The sequence below is a fragment of the Cyanobium sp. Alchichica 3B3-8F6 genome (genome assembly GCF_024346435.1).
Lineage (GTDB): Bacteria > Cyanobacteriota > Cyanobacteriia > PCC-6307 > Cyanobiaceae > Cyanobium_A.
Genome location: NZ_JAGQCZ010000014.1, coordinates 23,997 through 47,799 on the forward strand (window position 1 = coordinate 23,997; position 23,803 = coordinate 47,799).

The 23,803-nt window shown below is 64.1% G+C and carries 25 protein-coding genes; 10 read left to right on the forward strand and 15 right to left on the reverse strand.

From position 1 onward, the window contains the following. Nucleotides 1-65: 65 nt before the first annotated feature. Both KBY65_RS11325 and KBY65_RS11330 read left to right on the forward strand, forming a co-directional pair. On the forward strand, nt 66-1,586 hold the full coding sequence (locus tag KBY65_RS11325) for a SulP family inorganic anion transporter (protein WP_255001630.1): 1,521 nt from the start codon (nt 66-68) through the stop codon (nt 1,584-1,586). Further along, entirely contained in the window at nt 1,583-3,214 is a 1,632-nt protein-coding gene (locus KBY65_RS11330; RefSeq protein WP_255001631.1) for a SulP family inorganic anion transporter, read from the forward strand. Before KBY65_RS11325 ends, KBY65_RS11330 begins: the two co-directional genes overlap by 4 nt. Here the strand turns inward: KBY65_RS11330 and KBY65_RS11335 are convergent, their stop codons facing one another. The 7 genes from KBY65_RS11335 to KBY65_RS11365 form a co-directional block, all read right to left on the reverse strand. After that, nucleotides 3,215-3,433, reverse strand: coding sequence for a hypothetical protein (locus KBY65_RS11335; protein WP_143592856.1), 219 nt, complete (start codon nt 3,431-3,433; stop codon nt 3,215-3,217). A 63-nt stretch (nt 3,434-3,496) separates the two neighbouring features. Continuing rightward, on the reverse strand, nt 3,497-4,567 hold the full coding sequence (locus KBY65_RS11340; protein WP_094559955.1) for a sensor histidine kinase: 1,071 nt from the start codon (nt 4,565-4,567) through the stop codon (nt 3,497-3,499). Nucleotides 4,568-4,583: 16 nt separating this feature from the next. After that, a complete protein-coding gene (locus tag KBY65_RS11345) occupies nt 4,584-5,276 on the reverse strand; it encodes a response regulator transcription factor (protein ID WP_094559987.1) in 693 nt (230 codons plus the stop codon). Between the two features lie 58 nt (nt 5,277-5,334). Further along, nucleotides 5,335-6,000: a winged helix-turn-helix domain-containing protein gene (locus tag KBY65_RS13960; protein ID WP_255001633.1), complete on the reverse strand. Its 666-nt coding sequence runs from the start codon at nt 5,998-6,000 to the stop codon at nt 5,335-5,337. Between the two features lie 26 nt (nt 6,001-6,026). Beyond that, nucleotides 6,027-6,674 carry a Crp/Fnr family transcriptional regulator gene (locus KBY65_RS11355; protein WP_094559957.1) on the reverse strand — a complete coding sequence of 216 codons (648 nt, stop codon included), beginning with the start codon at nt 6,672-6,674 and terminating at the stop codon, nt 6,027-6,029. A 77-nt stretch (nt 6,675-6,751) separates the two neighbouring features. Beyond that, complete coding sequence (gene arsB, locus KBY65_RS11360; protein WP_315860074.1) at nt 6,752-7,861, reverse strand: ACR3 family arsenite efflux transporter; 1,110 nt, start codon at nt 7,859-7,861, stop codon at nt 6,752-6,754. 6 nt (nt 7,862-7,867) lie between these two features. Beyond that, a complete protein-coding gene (locus KBY65_RS11365; RefSeq protein WP_255001634.1) occupies nt 7,868-8,188 on the reverse strand; it encodes an ArsR/SmtB family transcription factor in 321 nt (106 codons plus the stop codon). A gap of 172 nt (nt 8,189-8,360) precedes the next feature. Here KBY65_RS11365 and KBY65_RS11370 point away from each other — a divergent pair, with 172 nt between their 5' ends. The 4 genes from KBY65_RS11370 (at nt 8,361) to KBY65_RS11385 (ending at nt 13,228) form a co-directional block, all read left to right on the forward strand. Then, nucleotides 8,361-9,527, forward strand: coding sequence for a Fic family protein (locus KBY65_RS11370; protein ID WP_255001635.1), 1,167 nt, complete (start codon nt 8,361-8,363; stop codon nt 9,525-9,527). Between the two features lie 94 nt (nt 9,528-9,621). Next, nucleotides 9,622-10,683, forward strand: a complete 1,062-nt coding sequence (locus KBY65_RS11375) for an ArsJ-associated glyceraldehyde-3-phosphate dehydrogenase (protein ID WP_255001636.1) — start codon at nt 9,622-9,624, stop codon at nt 10,681-10,683. Nucleotides 10,684-10,692: 9 nt separating this feature from the next. Beyond that, a complete protein-coding gene (arsJ, locus tag KBY65_RS11380; protein ID WP_094559962.1) occupies nt 10,693-11,949 on the forward strand; it encodes an organoarsenical effux MFS transporter ArsJ in 1,257 nt (418 codons plus the stop codon). 40 nt (nt 11,950-11,989) lie between these two features. Further along, nucleotides 11,990-13,228 (forward strand): cation:proton antiporter, encoded by a 1,239-nt coding sequence (locus tag KBY65_RS11385; protein WP_255001637.1) that lies wholly within the window; start codon nt 11,990-11,992, stop codon nt 13,226-13,228. 74 nt (nt 13,229-13,302) lie between these two features. On the opposite strand, the gene pstS is transcribed toward KBY65_RS11385, so the two are convergent. From pstS to KBY65_RS11420, 7 genes are all read right to left on the reverse strand, one after another. Next, entirely contained in the window at nt 13,303-14,310 is a 1,008-nt protein-coding gene (gene pstS, locus KBY65_RS11390) for a phosphate ABC transporter substrate-binding protein PstS (protein WP_094561412.1), read from the reverse strand. A gap of 229 nt (nt 14,311-14,539) precedes the next feature. Next, entirely contained in the window at nt 14,540-16,105 is a 1,566-nt protein-coding gene (locus KBY65_RS11395) for an iron uptake porin (RefSeq protein WP_255001638.1), read from the reverse strand. Nucleotides 16,106-16,254: 149 nt separating this feature from the next. Beyond that, nucleotides 16,255-16,410 (reverse strand): hypothetical protein, encoded by a 156-nt coding sequence (locus tag KBY65_RS11400; protein WP_255001639.1) that lies wholly within the window; start codon nt 16,408-16,410, stop codon nt 16,255-16,257. 60 nt (nt 16,411-16,470) lie between these two features. Beyond that, nucleotides 16,471-17,439, reverse strand: coding sequence for a CHAD domain-containing protein (locus KBY65_RS11405; protein ID WP_255001641.1), 969 nt, complete (start codon nt 17,437-17,439; stop codon nt 16,471-16,473). 7 nt (nt 17,440-17,446) lie between these two features. Then, nucleotides 17,447-18,466, reverse strand: coding sequence for a PstS family phosphate ABC transporter substrate-binding protein (locus KBY65_RS11410; RefSeq protein ID WP_255001642.1), 1,020 nt, complete (start codon nt 18,464-18,466; stop codon nt 17,447-17,449). An 83-nt stretch (nt 18,467-18,549) separates the two neighbouring features. Beyond that, nucleotides 18,550-19,650 (reverse strand): magnesium/cobalt transporter CorA, encoded by a 1,101-nt coding sequence (corA, locus tag KBY65_RS11415; protein WP_255001643.1) that lies wholly within the window; start codon nt 19,648-19,650, stop codon nt 18,550-18,552. Beyond that, a complete protein-coding gene (locus tag KBY65_RS11420; RefSeq protein ID WP_158217075.1) occupies nt 19,623-19,769 on the reverse strand; it encodes a hypothetical protein in 147 nt (48 codons plus the stop codon). Before KBY65_RS11420 ends, corA begins: the two co-directional genes overlap by 28 nt. A gap of 203 nt (nt 19,770-19,972) precedes the next feature. Here KBY65_RS11420 and KBY65_RS11425 point away from each other — a divergent pair, with 203 nt between their 5' ends. Both KBY65_RS11425 and KBY65_RS11430 read left to right on the forward strand, forming a co-directional pair. Next, complete coding sequence (locus KBY65_RS11425) at nt 19,973-20,191, forward strand: hypothetical protein (protein WP_094561407.1); 219 nt, start codon at nt 19,973-19,975, stop codon at nt 20,189-20,191. Nucleotides 20,192-20,307: 116 nt separating this feature from the next. Beyond that, nucleotides 20,308-21,336 carry a helix-turn-helix domain-containing protein gene (locus KBY65_RS11430; protein WP_255001644.1) on the forward strand — a complete coding sequence of 343 codons (1,029 nt, stop codon included), beginning with the start codon at nt 20,308-20,310 and terminating at the stop codon, nt 21,334-21,336. Here the strand turns inward: KBY65_RS11430 and KBY65_RS11435 are convergent. After that, nucleotides 21,333-21,491, reverse strand: coding sequence for a hypothetical protein (locus tag KBY65_RS11435; protein WP_254988805.1), 159 nt, complete (start codon nt 21,489-21,491; stop codon nt 21,333-21,335). The genes KBY65_RS11430 and KBY65_RS11435 overlap by 4 nt on opposite strands. A 120-nt stretch (nt 21,492-21,611) precedes the next feature. On the opposite strand from KBY65_RS11435, the gene pyrC reads away from it, so the two are divergent. After that, nucleotides 21,612-22,679, forward strand: coding sequence for a dihydroorotase (gene pyrC, locus KBY65_RS11440; protein ID WP_255001647.1), 1,068 nt, complete (start codon nt 21,612-21,614; stop codon nt 22,677-22,679). A 35-nt stretch (nt 22,680-22,714) separates the two neighbouring features. Continuing rightward, a complete protein-coding gene (locus KBY65_RS11445) occupies nt 22,715-23,767 on the forward strand; it encodes an acetate/propionate family kinase (RefSeq protein WP_255001648.1) in 1,053 nt (350 codons plus the stop codon). Nucleotides 23,768-23,803: the final 36 nt, after the last annotated feature.

Genomic DNA, 23,803 nt, shown 5'->3' on the forward strand with positions numbered 1-23,803 from the left:
CGGTGCATACACCAATACCGACAGAGACCAGTGACAAACGATCACCAGTGACAAACGATCATTTTATGAAGGGATTCTTCCCGCCCCTGACGTCCCTGCCGAAGGAAATGCTGGCCGGCGTTGTAGTGGCCCTTGGCGTGGTGCCCGAGGCGATCGCCTTCTCCCTGGTGGCGGGGGTGGACCCAAAGATGGGCCTGTTCGCCTCGGTGGCGATCTGCTGCGTGGTGGCCTTCGCCGGCGGACGCCCCGCCATGATCTCAGCCGCCACGGCCGGCGTGGCCCTGCTGATGGGTCCCCTGGTGGCGGCCCACGGGGTGGCCTATCTGCTGGCGGCCACCCTGCTGGCGGGCCTGTTCCAGATCCTCTGGGGCTACATGCGCCTCGGCTACCAGATGCGGTTTGTGCCCCGGGCCGTGACCCTGGGCTTTGTCAACGCCATCGGCCTGCTGATCTTCCGAGCCCAGCTGCCCCAGATGGGACTGGGGGCCGATGGCGGCGAGACGGTGGCGAGCCTGGGGGGAGCGGCGGTGGCCTGGCCCAGCGTGTGGCTGCTGGTAGGCCTCGGATTGGCAATCATCTACGGCCTGCCGCGGCTCACCATGGCCGTGCCCTCGACCCTGGTGGCGATCGTGGTGATCACGCTGCTGGCCGAGGGATTGAACCTGCCGGTGCCACGAGTGGGAGATCTGGGCGAGCTGCCCAGCACGTTTCCCGGCTTCGGGCTACCGGCGGTGCCCTTCAACCTCGACACCCTGGCGATCATCCTGCCGGTGAGCCTGGCGATCTCCTTTGTGGGGCTGTTGCAGGCCTTTCTCACCGCCACCGTGATCGACGACCTCACCGATTCGGACAGCGACAAAAATGTTGAGGCCCGCGGCCAGGGGTTGGCGAACATCGCGTCGGGGCTGATCGGCGGCATGGCCGGAGCTGGCATGATCGGCCAATCGGTGATCAACGTGGAAGCCGGCGGGCGCTACCGCCTCTCCACCTTCACCGCCGGTGCCGGCTTGCTGATTCTGGTGCTGGGGCTGCGGGAGCAGCTGGCCCGCATGCCGATGGCAGCCCTGGTGGCCGTGATGATCATGGTGTCGATCAGCACGTTCAATTGGGAGTCGTTTCGGACCATCCGCAGGGTCCCCAAGAGCGACACCGCTGTGATGGTGGTGACCATGGTGATCGCCCTGATCACCAGCAACCTGGCAATCGCGGTCCTGGTGGGCGTTTCCCTGGCGGGAATCCTGTTCAGCCGCAAGGTGGCCAAGGTGGTCACCGTGCACTCCAGCTGGCTCGAGCCTGAGCACCGCCTCTACAACGTGCGTGGCCAACTCTTTTTCGTCAGCACGGTCTACTTTCTGGACGGATTTGATCTGAGGAGCCATCCCCAGCGGATCACGATTGACATGGGCAATGCCCACATCTGGGATCAAACCGGGGTGCGCGCCCTTGACCAGGTGATCCGCAATTTGCGCCAGGGCGGCTCCAAGGTGGAGGTGTTGAACCTCAATGCCGAGAGCCTGGACCTGTTTGGGCGCATCAGCGATGCCCCAGACCTGATAGAGGGAGCCCGCTGCGAGCTGGCCCGATGAGGGCCCTGAACCACTGGCGCGGGGATCTCAGCGGTGGCCTCACCGCCGCGGTGGTGGCCCTGCCCTTGGCCCTCGCCTTCGGCGTGGCCTCCGGAGCCGGACCGATGGCCGGGCTCACCGGCGCCATCGTGCTCGGCCTCCTGGCAGCCCTGTTTGGCGGCACCCCCACCCAGGTGTCTGGTCCCACCGGTCCGATGACCGTGATCATGACCGCCGTGATCACCCTGCTGGTGGGGCGCTACGGCCAGTCCAGCGGCCTGGCAATGGCCTTCACCGTGGCCCTGATGGCGGGCGGGTTCCAGGTGGTGTTCGGCCTGATGAAGCTGGGCCAGTACATCACGATGATGCCCTACACCGTGATCTCGGGCTTCATGTCGGGGATCGGAGCCATCATTGTGGTGCTGCAGCTGCCGCCCCTTCTGGGGGTGAGCCTGGCTGGGCCGATCCCCACGATCCTGGCCAGGTTGCCCTGGGCGGTGGCCCATCTCAATCCCACGGCGCTGGCGGTGGGCTTGGCCAGTTTTGCGTTGGTGGTGCTCTACCCCAAGCGCTGGAACTTCCTGCTGCCGGCCCCCCTGGTGGCGCTGGCAGTGGTGAGCGGGGTCTCGGTGCTGTGGCTGCCAAGCGGCGCCCTGCCGAGGCTGGGGGCCATGCCCACCGGCCTGCCCCAGCTCCAATGGCCCCAGGTGGGCTGGGGGGATCTGCGCACCCTGGCGGGCTTCGCTCTCACCCTGGCGGTGCTGGGCTCGATCGACTCGCTGCTCACCTCCCTGGTAGCCGACAACATCACCCGCAGCCATCACGATTCCGACCAGGAATTGATCGGCCAGGGCATCGGCAATATGGCCAGCGCCTTGCTGGGTGGCCTGCCGGGTGCCGGTGCCACGATGCGCACCGTCACCAACGTGCAGGCAGGCGGGCGCACGCGGTTGTCGGGCATGGTGCATGCCCTGGTGCTGCTGCTGATCACCCTCGGGGCGGGTTCGTGGGCCAGCCCGATTCCCCATGCGGTGCTGGCCGGCATCCTGCTGAAGGTGGGGCTGGAAATTATCGACTGGTCATTCATCGTGCGGGCGCCGCTGCTGTCGCTGCGGACCACCGGGCTGATGTGGCTGGTGCTGCTGCTCACCGTGTTCTGGGACCTGATCACCGCCGTGGTGGTGGGGGTGTTTCTGGCCAACATCCTCACGATCAAACGCCAGAGCGAACTGCAGCAACAGGCCATGCGGGCGCGCAGCGGCGGTGACGGCGACCATCACGACCTCAATCTCGAGGAGCAGGAGCTGCTACGGCAGGCCGGCGACCTGCTGCTGCTGCTGCAACTCAGCGGCCCGTTGAGCTTTGGGGCCAGCAAATACCTCACCCAACTGCTCAGCTCCAGCGCCAGCTTTCACACCCTGGTGCTCGATCTCAGCGAAGTGCCGCTCCTAGGGGTGACCGCCGCCTTGGCGATTGAAACCATCTGCTTCGACTGCCGCGACCAGCAGCGGCAGGTGTTCATCGTGACCGCAACAGATCAACCGCGGGAACGCCTGCATCGGCTCAAGGTTCCAGCAATCTCTGGTGTGACACTCACCAAGAGTCGGCTGGAGGCCCTGGCTGCCGCAATCAGCCCAAAGGTGGCCTGATCAGGCGGACTCCCACTCGACTTTCACCACATCCAGCGGTCCGCGCCCACTGTGGTTGAGCTCGGTGGCCGCCCTCAGGGCTGCCTCATGGGTATGGAAGAGAAACGCTTCGCTGGTGCTGCCCACATCCACCAGACGCTGATCCTCTCCGGCAATGGCCACAAAGGAGCCATCGTTGAGCCGCCTCAGGGCGTAGCGCTCGGCCTGGGTGCAATCCATCGGGTGGGAGGGATCAATCTCAGGAGCCCAGAAGTGCATCACCACCAATCAGCCATTTCAAGGCTAGCCAGCCCCACCAGGCCGCACGACCCCCGGCAGGATCAGTTCCAGCAGGGCACCACCCTCGGGTCGATTGCTGGCCTGGATGCGACCGCCGTGGGTGACGGCAATCTGCTGCACGATCGAGAGCCCCAGGCCACTGCCGATGCGTTGGGTGCGGGCCCGGGCGGGATCCCCCCGGTAAAAGCGCTCAAACAGATGGGCCAGGTCGTCCTCACTGAGGCCCGGGCCCTGGTCGGCCACACTCAACTGGCACCAGTCGCCACGGCTGCCGAGGCTCACCCGCAACTCGCCGCCATCCGGGCTGTAGCGCAGAGCGTTGTCGAGCAGGTTGAGCAGGGCCCGGTGCAGGCGGGAGCTGTCGCCGCGTAGCTGCAGGGCAGGAGGTGCATCCAAGGCCAGGTGGATCTGACGCGGATCGGCAAGGGGACGCAGGTTGGACCACACCTGCTCCACCAGCTGGGGCAGATCCACCACGCTCAGCCGCTGACCGGTGCCCGGCAGCGTGTTCTCGAGGCGGGAGAGCTCGAGCAGATCCCCCACCAACTCCTGCAACCGCAGCAATTCCCGCTGCAAGCGCTCCACCAGCCGGGCGTTCTGGCTGTTGACCTGGGCGGCGAGGCTGTCGCCCACCAGCAGCAAGGCCGTGAGGGGCGTTTTCAGTTCGTGGGCTACATCGCTTACCCAGCGCTCCTGCTGCTCCAGCTGGGCATCGAGGGAGCGGCGACTCTGCAGTTGCACGCCCAGCCAGCCGTCGCGGCCTGGCACCACCATCACATCGAGGTCTTGGCCGTCGGAGTGCCACTCCAAGCGCTGGGGGCGATCCTGACGGCGGGCGATCCGGATGCTGCTGGCCAGGCCGGGATCGGCACAGATCTCGGCAAAGGGCTGACCGACCAGCAGCCGGCCCGAATCAAGCTGGAGTATCCGCTCCGCCCGGGGGTTGATGTGGCCCACGGTGCCGTTGCGTTCGAGCAGGATCCAGCCGATGGTCGACGAATCCATCCAGCTGAGCAGCTGCCGGGCCGGGGGCAGGGGGCGACGCCAGCCTCCACGCCGACGCCAGAAACCCATCAAGCGGTTGAAGGCGCTAACCAAAGCGATAACCAAACCCCCGCACGGTGATCAGATGCACCGGGGCTGACGGATTCTCTTCCAGCTTTTCGCGCAACCAGCGGATGTGCACATCCACGGTTTTGCTGTCGCCGAAGTAGTCGATGCCCCAGAGCTGCTCCAGCAGCTGATCGCGGCTCCACACCCGCCGGGGGTTCTGCATGAACAGCTCCAGCAGGCGGTATTCCTTCGGCGAGAGGTTCACCTCCAGACCATCCCGGGTCACCCGGCATTCTTCCGGATAGAGGCTGAGATTGGCGTGCTCCAGCACCCGGGCCCGGGAGGTTTGGCTGGAGGAGCGGCGCAGCAGGGCTCGGCAGCGGGCCACCAACTCCCGCATGCCAAACGGCTTGACCAAGTAGTCGTCGGCACCCACCTCGAGGCCCAGCACTCGATCAGTTTCGGTGTCGCGGGCGCTCACCACCAGGATCGGGGTCTGGTTGCTCTGCTGGCGCAGCTGGCGGCACACATCCAAACCACCCAGGCCAGGCAGCATCAGGTCGAGCACCACCAGGGCAAACCCCTGCCCCTCCGGTGCCCGCTGCAGCAACTGCAGGGCATCGCGACCGTTGCCGCAGGCCTGCACCGCAAACCCCTCCAATTCGAGGGCTTCGCGGATCGTTTCGCGGATCGTTTCGTCGTCTTCGACGACCAACAAGGACGGCTGCATGGCGCCATTCTCACCGGCGAGCTTGAAACCCCAGAAGGTTGTTTCAACAGAAGAGGTTTCAACCACAGCGATACCCCTGCCCGCGCACGGTGGTGATCAGGGCTGGTTGGGCTGGATCGGCCTCCAACTTGAGGCGCAGCCAGCGAATGTGCACATCCACCGTTTTGGGATCGAGCTCCACGGCCTCGAGCTCACCCCACACACGGGTCAGGAGTTCATCGCGGCTCCAGATCCGGCGCGGATGTTCCAGAAAAAACTGCAGCAGGCGAAATTCCCGGGGCGAAAGGGTCACGTCCTGGCCATCCCGGCTGACCCGGTGCGCCTCCACCCGCATGGTCACCGCGCCACAACGCAGCTCAGGGGTGGCCTCCAGCCCGAGCTGGTGACGGCGCACCAGCGCCCGGCAGCGGGCCAAGCATTCCGCCATGCCAAAAGGTTCTGGCAGAACGTCGTCGGCGCCCACCTCCAAGCCCCAGATCCGATCGGCTTCGCTGCTGCCCGGGCAGAGCATCAGCACCGGGATCGACATCTCGGCCGCCCGCACCCGGGCGCACAATGCTGCGGCCTGCGCGCCGAGGCTGCCATCGAGCACCAGCAGCTCCCAATCCGAGGGGGTGGCAAGCTGCTCGGCAGCGTCGTCTACATCTCTGCAAAGGCACACCTCGCACCCCGCCTCGGCAAGGTCGTGGCGGAGCCGGTGGGCTGCCGCAGGATCAGAATGCACCAACAGCAGCCGAATCGACGGCTGACTCATCGATGCGAATGGCGCTGCTGGGGGAGATGGCTCACCACGAGACGCCGTTGGCTATCGATCTGCAGCCAACCCTCGTCGCGCAGCGCCCCCAGGATGCGGGTCACGGTGACCCGGGTGGTGCTCAACGCGCTGGCCAGATCCTGGTGGGTGAGCTTGATCTGCAGGCACAGGCCCTGTTCACAGGGCTGGCCGTAGTCGTTGGCCAGCAACTCAAGCAAGCCCCGCACCCGCTCTTCGATGCGCCGCAGGCCCAGCAGCTCCAGCAGGGCTTCACTCTGGCGGTAGCGGGCCGCCATGCCCTGAAGCAAACCCATCGCCAGGTGGGGAGAGCGCTGGATCTCCTCGCAGCTGAGGCAGAGCAGGTCGCTGTCCACCAGGGTGGTGGCCGCATAGGCCTCCACGTTGGTGAGCGGATCGCCGAAGGGTTCGTTCGGGCCGGCCAAGCCCAGCAGCAGCTCATCGCCGTGGATCGAGATGGCGGAGAGCTTCACCATGCCCCGCACCACCACCCACACGTTGCGCTTCAGCAGGGGCACCTGGCTGCCAGGCGCCAGATGCACCAGGCTGCGCTTCGCGTAGCTGGTCTCCAGCAGCTCGCGAAAACTGTCGCTGCGACCCGGTTGAAGGGAGGGTGTGAACACCATCGCGGAGCAGGCCGTTGGTTTGGCAGAACGTTATGGAGGGCTCAGCGCCGAGAGGCAAAGACCGGGTAGTGCGGGGTTTAAGGGTCGGTTAGGGCCCTTGGCTGCTTTCCAGGGAGCCGCGCAGGATCCAGAGGCTGGGGCCCTGGCGCCGGTATCGCGCTTGCTTGACAGGGGGCGCGGAACGGAAACAAGCGCCGGTTGTGGTTTGCAATCGCCACCAGGGAGAGCATCACCGGCACCTCCACCAGCACCCCCACCACGGTGGCCAGGGCGGCTCCGGATTTAAGGCCAAACAGGCTGATGGCCACCGCCACCGCCAGCTCAAAAAAGTTGGAAGCGCCGATCATGGCTCCAGGGGCAGCGATCGACTGGGGCTGACGCCAGCGCCGCATCCACTGGGCGCTGATCCAGAAGATCAGGTAGGTCTGCAGGATCAGGGGGATAGCAATCAGGACGATCGCCAGCGGATTGGCCAGAATGGCCCGGGCCTGCACCATGAACAGCACCAAAACGGTGAGGATCAGGCTCAGGATTGCCAGGGGCTTGAGGCGGTGCTCCAAGCGCTCAATCCGCCCTGGGGAGCGCAACACCAAGCGGGTCAACCAACCCGCCACCAAGGGCACCACCACAAACAGGCCCACAGCGGTCACCAGGGTGTCCCAAGGCACGATCACCTGGCTTACCCCCAGCAGCAGGGCTGCAATGGGTGCAAAGGCAAACACCATGATCAGGTCATTGATGGCCACCTGAGCCAGGGTGTAATTGGGATCGCCACCGCAGAGTCGGCTCCAAACAAACACCATGGCCGTGCAGGGGGCCACCCCCAGCAGAATCATGCCGGCGATGTATTGATCGCCCAGGGCGGCAGGGATCCAGGCCGCAAACAAGCCACGGATGAACAGCCAAGCGATGGCCGTCATCGCGAGGGGTTTGATCAGCCAGTTCACCACCACGGTGACCACCAGCCCCTTGGGCTGACGGCGCAAATCGACGAGCGCATGGAAATCAACCGCCAGCATCATGGGATAGATCATTCCCCAGATCAGCAGGCCAATCGGCAGGTTGATGCGGGCAAATTCCAGACCTGCCACAGCCTCCGCTGCCTGCGGGAAGACGGCGCCGAGGGTGACACCAGCCGCGATGGCCAGGGCTACCCACAGGCTCAAAAAGCGCTCAAAGATCCCCATGGCGCCTCAGCAGCAGAGGCTGGCGGGGGCGGTGCAACCAGCCGCCAGATCGGCCAACCAGCCCCGCAGGCCCTCGAGGGCTTCGGGCTGCAGTTGGTAGTACACCCAACGGCCCTCCTGGCGATCCACGAGCAGCCCCGCCTCCTTGAGCACCTTGAGGTGAAACGACAGCTTCGACTGGGCCAACCCCAGCTCGCTGGTGAGCTCGCAGACGCAGCGCTCACCGCCGGCCAGGGCCTCGATCACCTGCAGCCGCAGCGGATCGGCGAGGGCTTTGAGCCGCTGGCGGGCTTGATCGGCCGCCAGAGGAGGGGGGGCAACGGGCACGGACGAGAGCCTGCTGAACCCATCAAAGCTAATTGGTGCGAACAGCCAGCACCTGGGCAGAGGACCCAGCCATAGACAACACCTGCTTACACAAATCCACGTCGTCGCCCCATACTAAAGGCTGCAAATAACATGAGGCCATTCTCGGCCCATGCGAAAGGCTGCGCGACCCATGCTCGAAGCACGCTCCAACCGCGCCGGCGCCTACCGCAACCAGCCATCGGGCTATCGCGCCTTCCATCCGGCTCCCCTGCCGCCGGATCCGCCCGTGCGGCTGAGCGGTGAATTGCAGGCGCTGCTCTCCCAGGCTGATCGGGCCCTGGGGCGACTGGATGGATCGGTGGAAACGCTGCCGAACCCTGACCTGTTTGTCTTCATGTACGTGCGCAAGGAGGCAGTGCTCTCCAGTCAAATCGAAGGCACCCAGAGCTCCTTGCAGGATTTGCTGGCAGCGGAGGCCAAGGTATTCGGAGCCGGCGGCCTCCCCCGCGATGTGGATGAGGTGGTGAACTACGTGCGGGCGATGAACCATGGCCTGCAACGCCTCGCCACCTTGCCCGTGTCGATGCGGTTGATCGGCGAGATCCATGCCGTGCTGCTGCAGGGAGTTCGCGGCAGCCGGCTCACCCCAGGCGAGCTGCGACGCAGCCAAAACTGGATCGGCCCTGGTGGCTGCACCCTGGCCACTGCCAGCTTTGTGCCGCCACCCCCGGAGGAGCTACACGAAGCCCTGGGGGCCTTGGAACAGTTTCTCCACGCCCAAGACGATCTACCGGCTCTGATCCGCATCGGACTGGCCCACGCCCAGTTCGAAACGATCCATCCGTTTCTCGATGGCAACGGCCGTGTGGGGAGACTGCTGATCACCTTCCTGCTCACCGAGAAAGGAATCCTGCAGAAGCCTGTGCTCTATCTCTCGCATTACTTCAAGCAGCACCGCCAGGGCTATTACGACCACCTGCAGGCCGTGCGCGAAGACGGCAACTGGGAGAACTGGCTGGCGTTCTTTCTGCGAGGCGTGGCCGAGGTGAGCCAGGAGGCCAGCGGCACAGCCCGGCGGATCCTGGCGCTGCGGGAACAGCATCGGGCCTTGATCACCGATCACCTCGGGCGTGCTGCCGCCAACGGCCACCGGGTGCTGGAGAGCCTGTTTGACCGACCGATCGTGAGCGTCAACGCGATCGAAGCCCTGATCCACACCACCTACCCGGCGGCCAATGGCCTGGTGGCGCGGCTGGAGGCGCTCGACATCCTTCGCGAGATCACTGGCCAGAAGCGGAACAGGCGCTTCTGCTATGAGCCCTATGTGGAGCTATTTGGCGAAACACCACCGGAGTAGCCCTGGCCCGCCCTTCCCCACCCGCCTTAACCAGGCCATAAAACCCATCAACTCTGCTTGATGGGAGAGTGGGTCGAGCTTCAAGCGCTGCCCCATGAAAATCGGCATCAACGGCTTCGGCCGCATCGGCCGCCTGGTGTTCCGAGCCCTCTGGGGGCGCCCCGGCATCGAGCTGGTGCATGTCAACGACAACGGCGGCGATGCCGCCACCGCCGCCCACCTGCTGGCCTTTGATTCCGTGCATGGCCGCTGGCAGCAGGCGGTGCAGGCCAACCCAGCGATGCCAGGCAACAGCCCCGGCTTCGTCGTCGGCAGCCAGCCGGTGAGCTACAGCCAGGAGAGCGATCCCACTGCCGTGCCCTGGCGGGAAGCCGGCGTGGAGATGGTGCTCGAGTGCAGCGGCAAATTCAAGACGCCCGAAACGCTGCAGCCCTATTTCGATGCGGTGGGGCTCAAGCGGGTGGTCGTGGCCTGCCCGGTGAAGGGCGAGATCGCCGGAGCTGAAGCGCTCAACGTGGTGTTCGGCATCAACCATCACCTCTACAACCCCAAACAACACCGCCTGATCACCGCCGCCTCCTGCACCACCAACTGCCTCGCGCCCGTGGTGAAGGTGGTGCACGAGAGCTTCGGCATCGAGCACGGTTCAATCACCACCCTGCACGATGTAACCAACACCCAACGGGTGGTGGACGGCTTCAAGAGCGATCTGCGCCGGGCGCGCTCCTGCAGCCAGAGCCTGATCCCCACCACCACGGGCTCAGCCAAGGCGATTGGGATGATTTTCCCGGAGCTGCAGGGCAAGCTCAACGGTCATGCCGTGCGGGTGCCGCTGCTGAATGCATCGCTCACCGATGCGGTGTTTGAGCTCAAGCGCAGCGTCACGGTGGAGGAGGTGAACGGCGCCTTCGAGGCGGCCGCCAACGGCGCCCTGCGCGGCATCCTCGGCTACGAAACCCGGCCGCTGGTGTCGGTCGACTACGTCAACGACGATCGCAGCGCCATCGTCGATGGCCTCTCGACGATGGTGGTGAACGGCACCCAACTCAAGGTGTACGCCTGGTACGACAACGAGTGGGGCTACAGCTCGCGCATGGCGGATCTGGTGAGCCATGTGGCTCTGGCTGAGCATTCCGAACAGCAAATCGAGCGCTGAGCCAACGCCATGGCACGCGCCCTATCCGCCCTGCAGCAATACGCGGTCGTGACGGCCAACTACTGGGCCTTCACCCTCACCGACGGCGCCCTGCGCATGCTCGTGGTGTTTCACTTCCACGAGCTGGGCTACAGCACGCTCGAGATCGCTTTCCTGTTTCTTTTCTACGAATTCTTCGGCATCGTCACCAACCTCTATGGCGGCTGGCTCGGGGCCCGCTTCGGGCTGCGGCTCACCCTCTGGAGCGGCACCTTGATGCAAGTGGCGGCGCTGCTGATGCTGATTCCCGTCGCCGACAGCTGGCCCAAGTGGTGGAGCGTGGCCTACGTGATGGTGGCCCAGGCGATCAGCGGCATCGCCAAGGATCTCAACAAGATGAGCGCCAAGAGCGCCATCAAAACCGTGGTGGCAGAAACCCCGGAGGATCACAGCCAGGGCGAAAGCCAGCTGTTCAAATGGGTGGCGATTCTCACCGGCTCCAAGAACGCCCTCAAGGGCGTGGGCTTTTTTCTGGGGGGCCTGCTGCTCACCACGATTGGCTTCAATGCCGCCGTGGGAGCGATGGCCGCCGGCCTGTTTGCCGCCTTCCTGCTCACCCTGGTGCTCCCCGGTGACATCGGCCGCATGAAGGACAAGCCGAAATTCACGGCCCTGTTCTCCAAATCGCGCGGCATCAATGTGCTGTCGCTGGCCCGCTTCTTTCTATTTGGCGCCCGCGATGTGTGGTTTGTGGTGGCGCTGCCGGTGTTTCTGCAGGCCGCCCTGGGCTGGCGCTTCTGGGAGGTGGGCGGCTTCATGGGCCTGTGGGTGATCGGCTACGGGATCGTGCAGGGTGCCGCCCCGGCCCTGCGGCGCAGTTGGGGCCAGAGTGCACCGCCTGGCGTGAGTGCGGTGGAGTTTTGGAGTGCCCTGCTTACCGCGATCCCGGCCCTGATCGCCATCGCCCTCTGGCGTGAGGTGGCTCAGCCCGGTGTAGCCGTGGTGGTGGGGCTGGCGGCCTTCGGGGTGGTGTTTGCCATGAATTCCTCGATTCACAGCTACATGGTGCTGGCCTACACCGATGCCGAATCGGTGAGCCTCAACGTGGGCTTCTATTACATGGCCAATGCGGCGGGCCGCCTGCTGGGCACCGTGCTCTCCGGTGCCCTGTTTTTGGTGGGGGGATTGCAGGCCTGCCTGTGGAGCTCGGCCCTGCTGGTGGCCCTGGCAGCCGTGGTGAGCACCCGGCTGCCATCGCCGCCACGGCAGTTGTCCCAAGCCGGGTAAGACTCAGCCCGATCTACCGCCAACGGGCGGGAGGCAGGCCATGGGTTGGTTTGGACTGGCTGAGCTGCTGATCCTGGCGCTGCTGACCGATGGCCTGTTTCGGCGGCTTGGGTTGCCGGGGCTGATCGGCATGTTGCTGGTGGGGATCGCCCTGGGGCAGTCTGGGCTGGGGCTGCTCGATCCCAAGCTGCTGGCCCTCAGCGGCGAGCTGCGCCAGATGGCGCTGGTGGTGATCCTGCTGCGGGTGGGCTTGGGCCTCAACCTGCGCACACTTCAGCAGGTGGGCCGGCGGGTGCTGCTGCTGGCCTGGATTCCGGCAGCGGTGGAGGGGTTCACGATCACCCTGGTGGCCCAGCCCCTCCTGGGGCTGGGCTCGTTGGAGGCGGCCCTGCTGGGCTCGGTGATTGCGGCGGTTTCGCCCGCCGTGGTGGTGCCGCTGATGCTGCGGTTGATCGAGGAGAAACGGGGCACCGCCAAGGCCATCCCCCAACTGGTGATGGCGGCAGCCTCCCTCGATGACATCGCCGTAATCGTGGTGAATGGAATGCTGCTGGGCCTGCTGGTGCAACAGGCCAGCAGCCCTGGGCTGCAGCTGCCGTGGAGCCAGTTGGCCGGGCTACCCCTGGGGCTGCTGCTCGGAGCCGCCGCAGGCGCGGGGCTGGGCCTGATGCTGCTGCGTTGGATCGAGCGCTTTGGGCCCCAGGTGAACCGTCAGGTGCTGGTGATCCTGGCCCTCGCGCTACTGCTGCTGCGGCTGCAGGACAGCATCCAGGGGCTGGTGCCCTTCACCGGCCTGGTGGCCGCGCTCGCTCTAGGGGTGCTGCTGCTGGAGCTGCGGCCCCAGTTGGCGCAGCCGATCGCCACCAAGTTGGCTTCGATCTGGGTGTTTGCCGAGCTGGTGCTGTTCACCCTGGTGGGGGTCCAGGTGGATCTGAATGTGGCCTGGCACAGCGGCCTGGCGGGTCTGGCGGTGCTGGCCATCGGACTGGTGACACGCTGCGCGGCCGTGCTGGCCTGTCTGGCGGGCAGTGGGTTCAGCGCAGGCGAACGGCTCTTTGTGACGGTGGCCTACATCCCGAAGGCCACGGTGCAGGCGGCGATCGGAGCGATGCCGCTGCTGGCGATGCAGGCCGCAGGTCTGCCCAGCGGCCCCGGGGAGATCATCTTGGCGGTAGCCGTGCTCAGCATCCTCACCACAGCACCCTTGGGGGCGTGGCTCAGCAGCCTGGTGGCCGATCGGGTGTTGCGGCCGGACGATCCACAGCTGGAAGCCCGCTGAAGTTCAGTCGGCGCAGACGCGCAACAAAAAAGGGGCCCGAAGGCCCCTGAAGATGCTGCGTTCAATCACGCAACTCACTGGCCGATCTTGGCCACAGCGGCCTTGGCGCGCTTGAGCACATCACCCTTGAGGGGAACGTAATCGAGCTCGGCTGCCATCTTCTGGGCTTTGGGCGAGAGGGCCCAGAGCAGGTAGTTGCGGATAGCACTAGCCTTGGCGCCGTTGCCCTTCTGGTAAGCCAGGATCCAGGTGAAGGAGGCAATCGGGAAGGCGTTAGCACCAGCGGGGTTGCACTCTTCACCGCCGAGGTTGGCATTAAGCCTGATGCCGTTCAGAGCCACGGCTCCGGTGGCATCGTTGGCCATCACAAACCTGCCGGCCTTGTTCTGAACGGCAGCCGCCTTGATCCTGCCCTTCACATAGGCCTGGTTGAGGTAACCGATCGAGCCTGGGGTGTTGCCGATCACGCCGGCCACGCCCTCGTTGCCCTTGCCGCCCACTCCCACGGGCCACTTCACCGCCTTGCCCTTACCCACCTTGCTCTTCCATTCATTGGAGAAGCAAGACAGGGAGTTGGTGAACACGTAGGTGGTGCCCGAACCGTCGGAGCGGTGAGCCGTAGTGATCTTGCCCTTGCCGCACTTCAGCTGCTCCCAGGTGGTGATCTTACCGAGGAAGATATCGGCCACCTGCTGCTGGGTGAGCTTGAGATTCTGGCAGCTGGGGTTGTTGTAGGCCGGGGTCACCGTGCCACCCACCATGGGGATCTGCACAACGCCGCGGGAACCAGCTGATCCCTTGGTGAAATCAGCAGCTTTCAGTTCTTCGTCAGTACCACCAAAGTCAACGGTACCAGCCAGGTACTGACGCACACCGGCGCCCGAACCCACCGACTGATAGTTCACTTTGGCATTTTTCTCACGGGCATACTCCACAGCCCAGCGCTGGTAGATGGCATTCGGGAAGCTGGCACCAGCTCCACTGATGGTGGCCTGGGCTAACGCGGGGATGGCGAAGCTTGTGGCACCGGCAGCAATCGCGGCCGTGGTGCCAAAGATAAAGGCCTTCTTGGCGAAGGTCATGGAAAAGACTTTTAGGGTCAGACCCTTACTAGCAAGGGGCTGATCCTAGTGTCGTTATGCCATGGTTAAGGGGCGGTCAAGGTTGGCAATTAAGGGGCTTATATTTCCCCGACCGAACCCAACATCCGCCTATGCCTCTAATAAAAAGCCCCCCATTGCTGGGGGGCTAGAGGCGTGTGTGAGAAAGCAGGTGAGGACTACGTGAGGAGTGAATATGCCGTTCTGGAGATCAGAAGCGGAAGGTGGTCTGAATCACGCCACCCCAAGTGCTGTCGCCACCAGCAGCTTGATAGCTGGGAGCGTAGAAGATGCCAGGGGTAATCGAGATCTTGTCAGTAACTTGATACTTGTAGAAGAACTCCCACAGGAAGCTTTCGGAAGAGCGCTCCGCAGTTGCGTTGCTAGCAAAGGGGGCTTGGCCAAAGGCAAAACCTGCATTGTTACCCTTCTGGAAGACATCCTTCCACTGGAAGCCAACCATCCAGGACTGGATGTTGCCTTGATTGGGAATGGAGCTGCTGACTGTTCCACTCACATCAGAGAAGCCATAGCCGGCGGAGATGGAGGGCATCCAGCTGGCATCAGTGGGCTGCCAGAATGCACCAATGGAAACGCTGCTAGAGGTTTGACCAGTGGTGGTTGACAGCGTGCTCAAGGCCGAAGCCATGTTGCCGTCGCGCCCCACTTGAGAGCCTGCACCGCCATAGCGGTAGGCGATGGCGGTGCCCCAGTTCTGTCCGCGGAAACCCAGCTGTGTCAGCACGCTGATTCCGGAATCCTCAGTGAAGGCGCCAATTGATGAGTCGTTAGACCCATTGGCAGCGATGTAGCTGGCGTCAAAGGTGGCGTAGGGATCTCCCTTCTTCACTTTCTGCTTCCACTGGAAGCCAAAGCCAGCGCCAGTAGCCTTGTTGTAGGTACCAGTAGCACCCGACAAGCCAAAGAAGTCGAGCAGACCAGAATTGTAAACCGATGGGCGGAAGGACAGTAGTTCGGTGTTGCGAACCAGAGCACCTGCTGTCAGCTTGACCTCATTACCCACCGGGAAGGTGTAGTAAAGACGATCAATCACTACATCTTTATTAGTATTAGTGGCCTTGTCAAGGTTGAAAATGTTGCTGCTAGAGCCAAAGGGAGCGGTGAAGTTGCCGCTGCGGAGGCGACCCCGAAGCAAATCCTTACCGGTATAGCTGGTGTCGAAGGTCAGGCGGTAATCGTAGTTGAATGTCGTTTTATTACGTCTTGCTCCATCCGTTGTTGTTGCATTGTTGTTGGGCAGACCACCGATAATGAAGCTGGCTTCACCACGCAGCTTGGTGGTGGTGGAGAACTGCTGAGCTTCCAGCTTGCCCACTTTCTTCTCGAGGCCATCCACGCGGCCGGTAAGCGCTGCGAGCTCAGTCTTGAACTCATCCATCAGGCGCTGCAGCTCGTCGGTCACCTCAGTGACGCGATCCAGGCAGGCATTCAGCAGGGCAGCCGCTTCGAAGCGGGTCATGGCGTTGCCGCCCTTGTAGGTGCCGTTGGGGTAGCCGGCGACGCAGCCGTACTTCTCCACCAGGTTGCTCAGGGCCTGATAGGCCCAGTCGGTGGGCTGAACATCAGAAAACTGGTTGACGCTGGTGACCTGGTTTTTGGATTCCCAGGCGCGGAAGCGATCCACATCTTGCTGTTGCATGTACTCGTTGATGGCGGCAGCGCCGCTCAACGAAGCCAGCTCTTGGGCGGAAGCAGCCATCGGGGCCGCAAGGCTGGTGCCAGCCAGAGCCAGCAGCAGCTTTTTGGAAAGATTCATCGGGTCCTCACACCGATAGTGATGACTTCACAAAGGAAGTCGGCCGCAACCTATCGAGGGCCAATGCATGAAACGAGCACGTGCACTACATCAGGGTTGTGTTGCAGAACACATGCGAACCAGCAGATGAGATGCTGTTGTGCCGCAGCTTAAAAAAACAACCGGCCATAGGATTCCGTAGAAGCGCCTGGCTCCTGCTCAGGAATCGTGGCGTCGCTCTCAGCAGCGAGTTCTTCGAGTTGCTGACGCAACCAATGCCGAAACACCAGCAAGGCCCCCAGGTCGGCCAGGCGCTCATCACCCATCATCCAAAAACAGTTGGGACTGAGCATGGCGTGGGCAAAGCAACTGTGAACAACCCACCCTTAGCCGAACCGGGCAGCTGCCCGCCTTAATCCCACCTTCACCCAATTCCAAGGGCTGCATGTCATTGACCTGGACGACAACGCCTGCCAAAGGCGGCGCCGTTGCCGAGTGGGCAGCACCTCGATCACCAGCTCGCGCCACTGCTCCCAGCAATGGCGTTGATGCTGCACCAGGAGCCACTCCAGCTGGGGCAGCGCCTGCTCCAACCGCCCCGGCACTTGATCGCTGATGGCGCGCTGCAGCACCTGCAGATCGTTGAATTCACCCAGCAGCTCCTGGCCCTGCTTGAAGCGGCCGATCCAGGGCACGGTGTGGCCACCCGCAAGCTCGGAGAGATTCTCGAGGCGGTAGCGCGCCTGCTTGATCTGCCGCCGCAGCTCGTGCAGCACCTCCACCTCTCCGGCCGCGCTGGAAACCTGCCAGCCCGGATGCAGAAACAAACTGGCCAGGCTGGGGCCCTGCCATTCGAGCAGCCACTCCCGAATCGGCTGCTCCCCCAACCGCGAAAATTCTGGCTGCTTTAACCAGCCCTGCAACTGGGCCAGGCCCTCCAGATAGGAGCGGCTCTGCAGCACTTCCACCACATGGCCGTAGGCCAGCTGGCGCTCGCGCCGTAGTTGCTTGATCACCGGCCGCAGGGCCTTCACCTCGGCCTGCGGCAGTTGGGGCAAGAAACCATCTTCCAGGCGCTCACGCAATACATCGAGATCCCGTGCCATGCCCAGGTGCCGCACCCATTTGGCCAGGCGCTGGTCGTTGATGGCCGGGGGCAACTGCAGGGCCGGCTCAAACTGGAGCAACGTGGTGCGTAGGCGACGCATGGTCACCCGCATCTGATGCAACGGTTCGGTGCCCTTGCCCTCAGACACCGGTGCCTGCAGCTGCACCAGTTTGGCCACGTGTTTGTGCAACAGCTCCCTGGCGAAGCTGCCATTGCTCAGGGGCTGGGAGCGGGTTGGGAATGCCATGCAGAGCTCAGCGGAATTCCGGTTTCTTGATGCTCTCCAAACTCCGCTGCAACGCCTGACCCGTGGTCAGGCCCACGGGCAGCTTGCCGCCAAAAGCCGTGCCGGTCACATGCCGATACAGCTTGCTTTCAACCAGCAAGTAGGTTCGGGTGGGCATCGGGATGTAGCCAGCCTGCTTCACCAGCTTGAGCCCATTCTTCACGGTATACGTCACAAATTTCTGGAGTTCAGGGCGCTGCCGCAGGGCTTTGTCGTTGACGTAAACAAACAATGGCCTCGACAGGGGCAGATAGGTTTCCTTCTGAACCGACGCCAACGATGGCATCGCAGCACCCTTTTTGCCCACGACGCTCAGGGGCTTCAGACGCTTGGCATTGGACTGGTAGTAGGCAAAACCAAAATAGCCCAGTGCATTGGGGTTGTTGGCGACACAAGCAACAAGCTCATTATCGTCTTCGCTGGCAAAATAGTCTGATCTGGAATTGCGCTCATCTCCATTGATGGCCTTGTTAAAATAATCATAAGTGCCAGAATCCTTACCAGGTCCGCAGAGTCGAATCGGGCGGTTGGGCCAATCCAGATTGACCTGGCTCCAGGTTTTCACCGATCCCGTTGCCCGTTGATTCCAGAGCCGCGCCAGCTCCCGAATGGTGATGCTGGACGCCCAGGTGTTCGCAGGGTTCACCACCACCGTGATCGCATCAAAGCCGATCGGCAGCTCCAGAAAGGTCACGCCCTTGGCCGCACAGGCCTTGAGCTCCTTGGCATTGATCGGACGGGAGGCATTGGCCAAGGGCAACTGGCCGCTGCAGAACTGCCGGAATCCCGCCGAGGTGCCCGTTTCCTTGAGCTCGAAGCGAACCTGGCGGTTGGCTCCCCCCTTCTGGTAAGCCGCAATCGCCGCCTGCAGCACCGGAAACACTGTGCTCGAGCCGCCAATGCGAACCGGATCAGGCGCCGCCAGAGCCGCCTCTGGCAGGAGGGGCAGCATCGGGGCAAGCCAGGCGAGGCGCAGGAGGGGGTGCATGACGGTCACATCCGCGACAGAACTCTGGGCGATCTCGAGCTCCTAGGCGGTTAAGGCCAGGTTGTGCTTCCGGACCCGATGCGTCAGCGCGGCGCCGTCCAATCCTGAAACCAGCCACGGCGCCACAACCAATAGGACTGAATCAAAGCCACAATCGCCATCAACAGCAGAGCGTAGAGATAGCCATAGCGCCAATTGAGCTCAGGCATGTTGGCGAAATTCATGCCATAGATCCCACCGATGAAGGTGAGCGGCGCAAAAATACTGGTGAGAATGGTGAGGGTTTTCATCACCTGGTTCATGCGATTGCCCACGCTGGCGGCATAGGCCTGGGTAATGGCATCGCACTGATGGCGCAACAACTCACAGTTTTCAAACAACAGCTCCACCAGATCAGCCATTTCCTGAAAGCCCCCCAGCGCATCAGGGCCCAGCAGCTGTTGCCCCTGGCGCAGCAGCACCCGGATTTGATGGCGCAGGGGCCACACCTGGTTGCGAATCGTGCGCAGGTTGCTGCGATGCACGAAAGCTCTGGCCAGCAGCTTCGGTTTGGGGTCCCGCAGAGCTGCCTCCTCCAGATCATCAAGGCGGTTGGCGATCTGCTCCAGCATCGGAAACAGAGCATCGAGCAATTCATCCACCAGGAAATGGAGGATGTCGTCGAGGTCGCGGTGTTCCACAGCCCCCGCCTGCGATTCCAACCAGGCGGTGAGCTCCGGAAATGACTCACCCGCCGGTGCCTCCTCAAAGGTGACCAGCAGGTTGGGCATCAGCAGCAACCCCACCTGGGCACTCAGCAGATGCAGGGGATCGCGGGCAAAACTGAGCCGGTGCAGCACCACGATCACCGCTTCGCCGAGCCCATCCACCCGCGAGCGCTGCGGAACCTCGAGCAACGGCGGCAGCAGCATGGGAGGCACCTGCAGGGTGTCGAGCATTTCCTCAACCAGCCGGGGATCGCCCAAGCCCATCACCCGCAGCCAGAGGGGATAGCCGAGCCGCTGCAACGGCTCGAGCTCTTGGGGCGACTGGAGCTGCAGCAACCGTGGCCCTTCGGGCTCAAACAGCACGGCACTGAAGCAGCTTCGGTGGCGCCCCCCAGAAACGTAGAGATGGGCCGGCAGATTGGCGGGGCGCTCCTCCAGCAGATGGGAGTTCAGTGCACCAGGGGTGGGGCGCAGCACGGCGGAGTGGGAACAGGGGCCAGCCAGCGGTTCAGCACCTGGCCGCCACCCACGATGCTGGCCTGGATCAGCAGGCAGAGCAACACCTGGGGCCACCAACCCTGGGAAGAATGATCCATGGCATGGCGTTGCCTCGGGAGTGAAATGGTGCAGCCACCACCAGAAACGCGCCAGTGCTCCCGGCAACACAAGGCCAAGCCTTCACCACCTCTTAAACCCTGGCTTCTAAGATGAAAAAGTTCGCTGGACCCCTGTGGCCACTGCGGGATCGCGTCCCACACCTCCCGAGTCGGATGCCGAGCCCACCGGTGTGCGCTCACCCATGGAGCCCCATTCGCCGTACCGCGGACCGGACTGGACACCCCAGCGTTTGATGTTTCACCAAAACCTTGAGTCTTTCGCCGAGCGGGTGGGACTGGTGGTGGGGCTGCAGAGCAATGGCAAGGTGAGCCAGGAGCAGGCCTACGCCCAGATCCGCAACATCTGGAAGGAACTCAAGGACAGCAAGGACGCGTTGCTGAAGTCCCAGAAAGGGGAGTAGGGCCAGAGCTCCCGGCATTGCGTATCAATGCCGGACCTCGGCGTATGACGAGTGACCTCGGCGAATGGCCGTCCTGTCGATCACTCTTAAAATCTGACCACCGCTGAAAGGCTGGCTTGGATCCTGTTGCCCACCTACCCCTGGTCTTCCACAACCACCAAGCGGTTGTGGATCGGGACCCCCAGGGTTTGGCCAACAAACTCAACCAGCACTTCCCCGTGCTCGAGTTTGCCCCCCGCCTCCCTGAGTCCAGTCCGTTCCTGCATCGGGCCAGCACGGCCACCGTTGGCGAGCTCACCCTCACCTCTGGGTACACCTGTCCGATCATCGGAGCGATCGGCGAAAACCCCGGGATCGGTGCCATCAACATCTGCTATTCCGGGGCCGCGAACTACGAGGTGGACGGCCGCAGCTACAGCATCCATGGCGAAGCGCCCCTTTACTTCAATCCAGGCCTCGAATACCGCTACGCCACCGACCACTACAACGGATTGGTGCTGCATGTAGACCTACAAAGGCTGCAGAACACAGCCGCCACCATTGGAGGTGTCGGCCTCTCCGGCCGCCGCTTCGCCCCGGATCTGCAGCGGCCCCAAGTGCTCGCCATGACCGAGAAGCGGCAAGCCGAGCTGCTCCTCACCCTGCGGCGGGCCTTTGCCCTGGTGGACGCACCCGAACTGGAGAACCGAGGAGACCTGGCGACGCTTCAGATTGACGACCTCATCTATCGCATCCTGGCCCTGGCCCTCTGCTCCAAGCTCGCCGACGCCGACCAACAAACCCGCCACCAGCGCGAAGGGCTGTCGCGCCAGCTGATCTTCAAGGAGCTGCTGGAGTGGATTCAGGCCAATCTGCACAGCCCCATCAGCCTCACCGAGCTGGAGCAGCGCAGCGGCTACTCACGGCGCAACCTGCAGCTGGCCTTTAGCCAGCGCTTCGGCTGCGGGCCGATCCAGTGGGTCCGCCGCCAGCGTCTGGAGCTGGCTCGCCAACACCTGCTCAACCCCGCGGCCAGCGACACCGTCGCCGGCATCTCGTCCAAACTCGGTTTCCGCAACCTCTCGGCGTTCAGTCGCGACTTCCACGGCGTTTTCGGCATCCGCCCCTCTGAAGTGCTGCGTGAGGGGCGGCGCCTGCACGGCTAGGTGGGCCAGCAGGTTGGCCACCACCACAGGGGCGGCCCCATCGGCGGGGTCACGTGCAGCAGGTCGTAGGGGATCACCTCCTCGCGGCTGGCCTCACCCTCGCTGACCTGGAACACCGCTTCTTTCTGGTCGGCCCGCCACAGCCGTGAGCACATGGCCGTAGCGGGCGTCGACGGCACGTGGTTCAGATCGAGATGGCCGGGAGGCCTACCGCCAGCCGATTGCAGTGAATCTTTCAGGCCTGCCAGGGTGGTGGTAATCCCTGTGCGCTCGCCGTGCCGCAGCCCCTGCAGCAGCTCACCATCCGCCAGCCCGACGACTGGCATGTGCACCTGCGCGACGGGGCGATGCTGCAGGCGGTGGCGCCGGCCACGGCCGCCCAATTCTCCCGGGCGATCGTGATGCCCAACCTTCGGCCGCCGGTCACCACGGTGGCGGCGGCCAGTGCCTACCGGGAGCGCATCCGGGCCGCCCTGCCCGATCGCAGCGGCTTCACGCCGTTGATGACGGCCTACCTCACCGACACCATTGATCCACAGGAGATCGAGCGCGGTTTTGCCGAGGGCGTGTGGGCGGCCGCCAAGCTCTATCCGGCCGGCGCCACCACAAACTCCGATTCCGGCGTCACAGCGTTCGCCCGCATTGAGCCGGTGCTGGCAGTGATGGAGCGCATCGGCATGCCGCTGCTGATCCACGGCGAAGTCACCGACGCTGAGATCGACATCTTTGATCGCGAGGCGGTGTTCATCGAGCGGGTGCTGGAACCGCTGCTGCAGCGCCACCTGGGCCTGAAGGTGGTGCTCGAGCACATCACCACCATGGATTCGGTCGACTTTGTGCGCAGCGGCCCAGCCAACCTGGCGGCCACGATCACGCCCCACCACCTGCACATCAATCGGAACGCGATGTTTGCCGGTGGCCTGCGACCCGACTTCTATTGCCTGCCGGTGGCCAAGCGCGAACTGCATCGCATCGCCCTGCGGGGGGCAGCCACCTCCGGCAATCCCAAATTTTTCCTCGGCACCGATTCAGCCCCCCACAGCCGCGAGGCCAAGGAATCGGCCTGCGGCTGCGCCGGCATCTTCAACGCCCCGTTTGCACTGGAGAGCTATGCAGCTGTGTTTGAGCAGGAGAAGGCCCTGGACAAACTCGAAGCCTTCACCTCCGAATTCGGGCCTCGGTTTTATGGGCTGCCGCTCAACGCAGGCATGATCACCCTGGAGCGGCAGCCGCATGAGGTGCCCAGCCGGCTGCACTGCAACGACGCCGCCGGCAGCGCGGTGAATCTGGTGCCCTTCCACGCGGGCGAAACCCTGGCCTGGCGGCTGCGCACCGGCACCTAACCGGCGCTTGCTGTGAAGACCTCGTCCCTTCCGCCATGACACCCCATTCCATCCTGGTGGTGAACACGGGCAGCTCCAGCGTCAAGCTGGCGCTTTGTGATGCCAGCGGGCGGCGGCTCTGGCAGCAGCAAAGCAGCTGGAGCCAGGATCTCCCCGCCCTGCTGGAGACGTGGCTAGCCCCATGGCTGGCCGAAGCCAGCCCGCCCCCGGAGCTGGTGGTGCACCGGCTCGTGCACGGTGGCTCCCGCTTCATCGCCCCCACACCGCTCACAGCGGAGGTGCTGACGGAGCTGGCCACCCTGGTGCCCCTGGCCCCGCTCCACAACGGCCCGGCCCTGGAGGCCATCCAGTGGCTGCAGGGCCGGCTGGCGCCCCAGGACATCCAGCAATGGGCCTGCTTCGACACCGCCTTTCACGCCAGCCTGGGCGAGGCCGCGTCCACCTATGCCATTCCGGCGCACTGGCGCCAGCAGGGCCTGCGCCGTTACGGCTTTCACGGCCTCAACCACCAGCACGTGGCCGAAACGGTGGTGGCCCGCGAACCTGCCGTGCACCGCCTGATCAGCTGCCACCTCGGCGCCGGCTGCTCGCTCTGTGCCATCCGCATCCCCCCCGATGGCCCGCCGCGCAGTGTCGACACCACCATGGGCTTCACGCCGCTGGAGGGCTTGGTGATGGCCAGCCGCAGCGGCAGCGTCGATCCCGGCCTGCTGCTGCACCTATTGCGCCAGGGGGTGAGCGCCAGCGAGCTCGATGACACTTTGAACCACCACAGCGGCCTGCTGGGGCTCTCCGAGCTGAGCGGCGACATGAGGGAACTGCGTCTGCGGGCCGCGGAGCAACACGCTGGAGCCCAGCTGGCGATCGCGGTGTTTCGCCACCGCCTGCTGCAGGGGATCGGAGCCATGGCAGCCAGCCTCGGGGGCGTGGATGCGATCGCCCTCACCGGCGGCATCGGCGAGCACGATCAAGCTCTAGCCACCGAACTGGAGGAGGCCCTGGGCTGGTTGGGGGACGTGCGCTGGCTGCGGGTGCCCGCCGATGAGGAAGGGCTGATGGCGCGCCTGTGCGTGGCTGCCGCCACCTAACCCGGCTCCGGGTTTACAACGAGCTGTGTCACCAGC